We start from the raw sequence: 5,952 nt of genomic DNA on the forward strand, positions 1-5,952 counted from the left end.
CGCGACCGGTCGTCGCGTGCGACACGAAGGCTCCGACACGCCGAAACCCCGGTGTTAAGGTTTCGCTCACCTAACTTTCGATCAGGAGCTTCATGTGAACGTTCTCTCCCGACGCCGGGTAGTCGCCGGCGCGGTCGCACTAGCCGCTGCAGCCACTTTCTCGATCACGTCCTGCTCCAGCAGTGACGACTCCGCCGCCGCGTCGAGCACCACCTCGTCGACCGGGCAGTTCCCCCGCACCGTCGACCACTTCCGCGGCAGCACCGAGATCCCGGCCGCGCCGCAGCGCATCGTGGCACTCGACAACAGTTTCACCGACGCCGTCCTCCTCCTCGAGGCGCCACTCGTCGGATACGTCGACTACCGCGAACCCGGCCTGCCCGACTACCTCGGCGCCTCGCGGGACGAGTTCGCGGCGGAAGCCGAGTCGGTGGGCAAGGTCAGCACCGCGAGCCTCGAGCAGATCGCCGCGCTGCAACCCGACCTGATCATCTCCGCCGAGGTGCGCGACGGAAAGAACTACGAGCAACTGTCCGCGATCGCGCCGACCATCTTCACCGAGACGACCGGGCCCACCTGGAAGGACAACATCCGTCTCGTCGGCAAGGCACTGGGCAAGGAAGAACTCGCGGAGCAGAAGATCGGCGCCTACGAGGAGCGGGCCGTGGCCGTCGGCGCGGAGATCAATGACACGGCGTCGAATCCGGTGATCTCGGTCGTCCGGTTCGCGGGCGAGCCGACGGCACGCCTCTACCGCACCACTTCGTTCAGCGGGATCGTCCTCTCGGACGCCGGGCTCGCTCGTCCGCAGAGCCAGGGCCCCGATCCGGCCGACCCCGACAACATCATGCAAGCCATCAGCCCCGAGCTGATCAGCGAGGCGGAGGGCGACGCCATCCTCGTCAGCACCTGGCAGGACCCGGCCGGCAAGAGCGCCGAAGCGGCGAAGCCGTTCCTGGAGAGCCCGCTGTGGCAGACGCTGAAGGGACGCAAGATCGACGTCGACGACGCCCGCTGGATGTCGCCGGTCAGCATCCAGGGCGCGCACCTCATCCTCGACGACCTGTCGGACACGTTCGGGGTGGACAAGCACAGCGGCTAACCTGAACGCGCCCGCACACACAGGAAGTCGCCGAATTGTCCCCTCGTAGGTTTTCCGCCCGCCGCGCGTCCACCGGTCTCGTCGCCGCCGTCGCTGTGCTCGCAGTCGCCGGCTGCTCTCAACCGTCCGACGACGATCCCGCAGCGTCCATCGTCCGGACCACCACGCAGATCGCCGGAGCCGGTGTGGTCGGCATCGAGCGGGACACCACGACCGCCTGCGCCGAGCCGGCCCCTGTCGACGCCGCACTCGCGGCCGGCTCGACGCACCGGGTGGTCCACACGAAGGGCGAGAGCGACGTTCCGTCGGATCCGCAGCGGATCGTGGTGCTCGACAGCGCCGCACTGGACGCGGTGTGCGCACTCGGTCTGTGGAAGAACGTGGTCGGCGCGGCGACCGTCGACGGGGACTCACCTCAGCCCGGCTACCTCGGCACGGGCATCTCCGAGATCCCGGGCGTCGGATCCGTCGACGCCCCGGACGTGAACAAGATCGCGCAGGCGGACCCGGACCTGATCCTCGGATCGARTCCGGCGTCCGACCAGCTGTACGGCGCGCTCTCCCCCATCGCGCCCACCGTGTTCGTCGGCTCCGACCCCGTGTACTGGAAGGCGCAGTTCCTCCTCGCCGGCAATGCCCTGGGCCGGGCCGACGCGGCGACGGCCGCGCTCGAGCAGTACCAGCAGGACGCCAGGCAACTCGGCGTCGACATCGACGCAGCGCAGACACAAGCGTCCGTCGTCCGCTTCGACGCCGACAGCATGGAGGTCGAGGGTCCGGCCACGTTCGCCGGCCAGGTCCTCACCGACGCCGGAGTACGGCGGCCCGCCTATCAGAACCTCGACGGCGCAGTCACCGAACCGATCACCGAATCCGACATCGACCAGGCCGAGGGCGACCTCATCTACGCCGCCCTGGACGGCGAGGAGGGCACCGCGCACGCGGAGGATGTCATGTCCGGTGAGGCATGGGAAGACCTCGAGGCGGCCTCCGACAAGCGGGTCTTCGCCGTGGAGGGTGACGTGTGGGGCGGAAACGGTGTCGTCGCCGCGCGCGCGATGCTCACCGACCTGCGGAACACGCTGAACGGCTACGTCGGCTAGGAGGCCCGGTGCCCGTCCCCGAGTTCGTCACCGCCCTGCGCGGCCATGTCGGCACTGCGCCGCTGTGGCTGTCCGGGGTGAGTGTCGTGGTGCGCGACGCCGACGGCCGGGTGCTGCTGACCCGGCGCGTCGACAACGGAAAATGGGCCGTCGTGTCCGGCATCCTCGAACCCGGGGAGGAACCCGGACCCGCGGCGCTGCGTGAGGTACGCGAGGAAACCGGCGTGGACGCGGAACTGGTCCGGATCACGAGCGTCGACGTCACCGACCCGATCACCTACCCCAACGGCGACGTCGCGCAGTATCTCGACGTGTGCTTCCTCGCGCGGTACGTCGGCGGGCAGGCGACCGTGTCGGACGACGAGAACCACGACGTCGCCTGGTTCTCCCCCGACGCGCTGCCGCCGGATCTGACCCCGTCGTCGCGACTGCGGCTCGACAAGGCGCTGCAGGACGAGCCCGAGGCGTGGTTCCGCCGCTGAACGCAGTTCGCCCGATGTCACACCGGTGCAGTCGAACTGAACCGGTGTGACATCGGGCGACAGCTCTGAAGTCCCGAGCGGGTCGCTCTAGAAGTCCCGAGCGGGTCGCTCTAGAAGTCCCGAGCGGGTCGCTCTAGAAGTCCCGAGCGGGTCGCTCTAGAAGTCCCGAGCGGGTCGCTCTAGAAGTCCCGAGCGGGTCGCTCTAGAAGTCCCAGTCCTCGTCTTCGGTGTTGACGGCCTTGCCGATGACGTAGGAGCTGCCCGAGCCGGAGAAGAAGTCGTGGTTCTCGTCCGCGTTGGGTGAGAGCGCCGACAGGATCGCCGGGTTGACGTCCGTCTCGTCCTTCGGGAACAGACCCTCGTAGCCGAGGTTCATCAGCGCCTTGTTGGCGTTGTACCGCAGGAACTTCTTGACGTCCTCGGTGAGGCCCACCTCGTCGTAGAGGTCCTGGGTGTAGTCGACCTCGTTGTCGTAGAGCTCGAAGAGCAACTCGAACGTGTAGTTCTTGAGGTCGTCGCGCTCGGCCTCGGTGAGCTGCTCGAGACCCTTCTGGTACTTGTAGCCGATGTAGTACCCGTGCACGGCCTCGTCACGGATGATGAGGCGGATGAGGTCGGCGGTGTTGGTGAGCTTCGCCCGCGACGACCAGTACATCGGCAGGTAGAAGCCGGAGTAGAACAGGAAGCTCTCGAGCAGGGTGGAGGCCACCTTGCGCTTGAGCGGCTCGTCGCCCTGGTAGTAGTCCATGACGATCTCGGCCTTGCGCTGCAGGTTCGGGTTCTCCTCGGACCAGCGGAAGGCGTCGTCGATGTCGCGGGTGGAGCACAGCGTCGAGAAGATCGAGCTGTAGCTCTTGGCGTGCACCGACTCCATGAACGCGATGTTGGTGTACACCGCCTCTTCGTGCGGGGTGATGGCGTCGGGGATGAGGCTGACGGCGCCCACGGTGCCCTGAATGGTGTCGAGGAGCGTCAGCCCCGTGAACACCCGCATCGTGAGCTGCTTCTCCTGCGGCGTGAGCGTCCCCCACGACGGGATGTCGTTGGACACCGGCACCTTTTCGGGCAGCCAGAAGTTGCCGACGAGACGGTCCCACACCTCGGCGTCCTTCTCGTCCTGGACGCGGTTCCAGTTGATCGCGGATACGCGACTCACCAGCTTGACCATTGATTCCTCACTTCGTTCGGCTGTGAGTACTTATCAACCGCCGGCGGTTGACAAGTACTCACGGGCGGCGGAGCCGCCTACAGCATGCAGGAAACGCAACCTTCGACCTCGGTACCCTCCAGAGCCATCTGACGCAGCCGGATGTAGTACAGCGTCTTGATGCCCTTGCGCCACGCGTAGATCTGCGCCTTGTTGATGTCGCGGGTGGTGGCGGTGTCCTTGAAGAACAAGGTCAGCGACAGCCCTTGATCGACGTGCTGCGTCGCCGCGGCATAGGTGTCGACGATCTTCTCGTACCCGATCTCGTAGGCATCCTGGTAGTACTCCAGATTGTCGTTGGTCAGGTAGGGCGCCGGGTAGTAGACGCGGCCGATCTTGCCTTCCTTGCGGATCTCGATCTTCGACGCCACCGGGTGGATGGAGCTGGTGGAGTAGTTGATGTATGAGATCGACCCCGTCGGCGGGACGGCCTGCAGGTTCTGGTTGTAGATGCCGTACTTCTGCACGGACGCCTTCAGCTCGCGCCAGTCGTCCTGCGTCGGGATGTGCACACCGGACTCGGCGAACAGCTGACGCACCCGCTCCGTCTTCGGCTCCCACACCTGATCGGTGTACTTGTCGAAGTACTCGCCGGACGCGTACTTGGACTGCGGGAAGCCCTTGAAGTGGGTGCCCCGCTCGATGGCGATCCGGTTGGACGCCCGCACCGCGTGGAACACGACGGTGTAGAAGTATATGTTCGTGAAGTCGATGCCCTCGTCGGAGCCGTAGAAGATCCGCTCACGGGCCAGGTACCCGTGCAGGTTCATCTGCCCGAGGCCGATGGCGTGAGAGTCGTTGTTGCCCTGCTCGATCGACGGCACCGAGTAGATGTGCGTCTGATCGGACACCGCGGTGAGGGCGCGGATCGACACCTCGATGGTGCGTGCGAAGTCGGGCGAGTCCATGGTCTTCGCGATGTTCAGCGAACCGAGGTTGCAGGAGATGTCCTTGCCGACCTCGCTGTAGGAGAGGTCGTCGTTGAACAGCGACGGCGTCGAGACCTGCAGGATCTCCGAGCACAGGTTGGAGTGGGTGATCTTGCCCTCGATGGGGTTGGCCCGGTTCACCGTGTCCTCGAACATGATGTAGGGGTAGCCCGACTCGAACTGCAGCTCTGCGATGGTCTGGAAGAACTCGCGCGCCTTGATCTTCGACTTGCGGATCCGTTTGTCGTCGACCATCTCGTAGTACTTCTCGGTGACGTTGACGTCCGCGAACGGGACACCGTAGATGCGCTCGACGTCGTACGGCGAGAAGAGGTACATGTCCTCGTTCTTCTTCGCCAGCTCGAACGTGATGTCCGGGATGACCACACCCAGCGACAGCGTCTTGATGCGGATCTTCTCGTCGGCGTTCTCCCGCTTGGTGTCGAGGAAGCGGTAGATGTCCGGGTGGTGCGCGTGCAGGTACACCGCGCCCGCACCCTGTCGCGCGCCGAGCTGGTTGGCGTACGAGAAGGAATCCTCGAGCAGTTTCATGATCGGGATCACACCGGAGCTCTGGTTCTCGATCTTCTTGATCGGGGCACCGTGCTCGCGAACATTGCTGAGCAGCAACGCAACTCCGCCGCCGCGCTTGGACAGCTGCAGGGCGGAGTTGATGGAGCGGCCGATCGACTCCATGTTGTCCTCGATACGCAGCAGGAAGCAGGACACGGGCTCGCCGCGCTGCTTCTTGCCGGAGTTGAGGAACGTGGGGGTGGCGGGCTGGAACCGGCCGGCGATGATCTCGTCGACGAGCTTGGTCGCCAGCTCTTCGTCGCCGGCGGCGAGCGTGAGCGCGACCATGCAGACACGGTCCTCGAACCGCTCCAGGTAGCGCTTGCCGTCGAACGTCTTCAGCGTGTACGAGGTGTAGTACTTGAACGCGCCCAGGAACGTCGGGAAGCGGAACTTCTTGGCGTAGGCGTGATCGATCAGCGACTTCACGAACGCGCGCGAGTACTGGTCGAGGACCTCGGGCTCGTAGTAGTTCTCCTCCACGAGGTAGTCGAGTTTCTCGTCCAGGTTGTGGAAGAAGACGGTGTTCTGGTTGACGTGCTGCAGGAAGTACTGG

At 65.3% G+C, this 5,952-nt stretch carries 5 protein-coding genes; 3 read left to right on the forward strand and 2 right to left on the reverse strand.

The genetic code is table 11. The annotated features are described in order from the left end of the window. Positions 1–94 precede the first annotated feature (94 nt). From AC1D1G_RS40370 to AC1D1G_RS40380, 3 genes are read left to right on the forward strand one after another with little or no spacing between them, the layout of a single operon-like run. Positions 95–1,102: an ABC transporter substrate-binding protein gene (locus AC1D1G_RS40370; protein WP_317568953.1), complete on the forward strand. Its 1,008-nt coding sequence runs from the start codon at positions 95–97 to the stop codon at positions 1,100–1,102. Between the two features lie 35 nt (positions 1,103–1,137). Continuing rightward, on the forward strand, positions 1,138–2,205 hold the full coding sequence (locus tag AC1D1G_RS40375) for an iron-siderophore ABC transporter substrate-binding protein (protein WP_477956397.1): 1,068 nt from the start codon (positions 1,138–1,140) through the stop codon (positions 2,203–2,205). A gap of 8 nt (positions 2,206–2,213) precedes the next feature. Next, the gene (locus AC1D1G_RS40380) at positions 2,214–2,687 is read left to right on the forward strand and encodes an NUDIX hydrolase (RefSeq protein ID WP_317568955.1); all 474 of its coding nucleotides are present in this window, start codon (positions 2,214–2,216) and stop codon (positions 2,685–2,687) included. 202 nt (positions 2,688–2,889) lie between these two features. Here AC1D1G_RS40380 and nrdF read toward each other — a convergent pair whose 3' ends face one another. Next, positions 2,890–3,855 (reverse strand): class 1b ribonucleoside-diphosphate reductase subunit beta, encoded by a 966-nt coding sequence (gene nrdF, locus AC1D1G_RS40385; protein ID WP_005240291.1) that lies wholly within the window; start codon positions 3,853–3,855, stop codon positions 2,890–2,892. Positions 3,856–3,932: 77 nt separating this feature from the next. Then, on the reverse strand, positions 3,933–5,952 hold a 2,020-nt coding region (gene nrdE, locus AC1D1G_RS40390), incomplete at its 5' end, for a class 1b ribonucleoside-diphosphate reductase subunit alpha (protein ID WP_477956398.1).

This window comes from Rhodococcus sp. P3_B8 (genome assembly GCF_056402775.1).

Excerpts from the sequence above, each read along its gene's own strand:
- nrdF (WP_005240291.1), bottom strand. The coding sequence starts at position 3,855 with ATGGTCAAGCTGGTGAGTCGCGTATCCGCGATCAACTGGAACCGCGTC.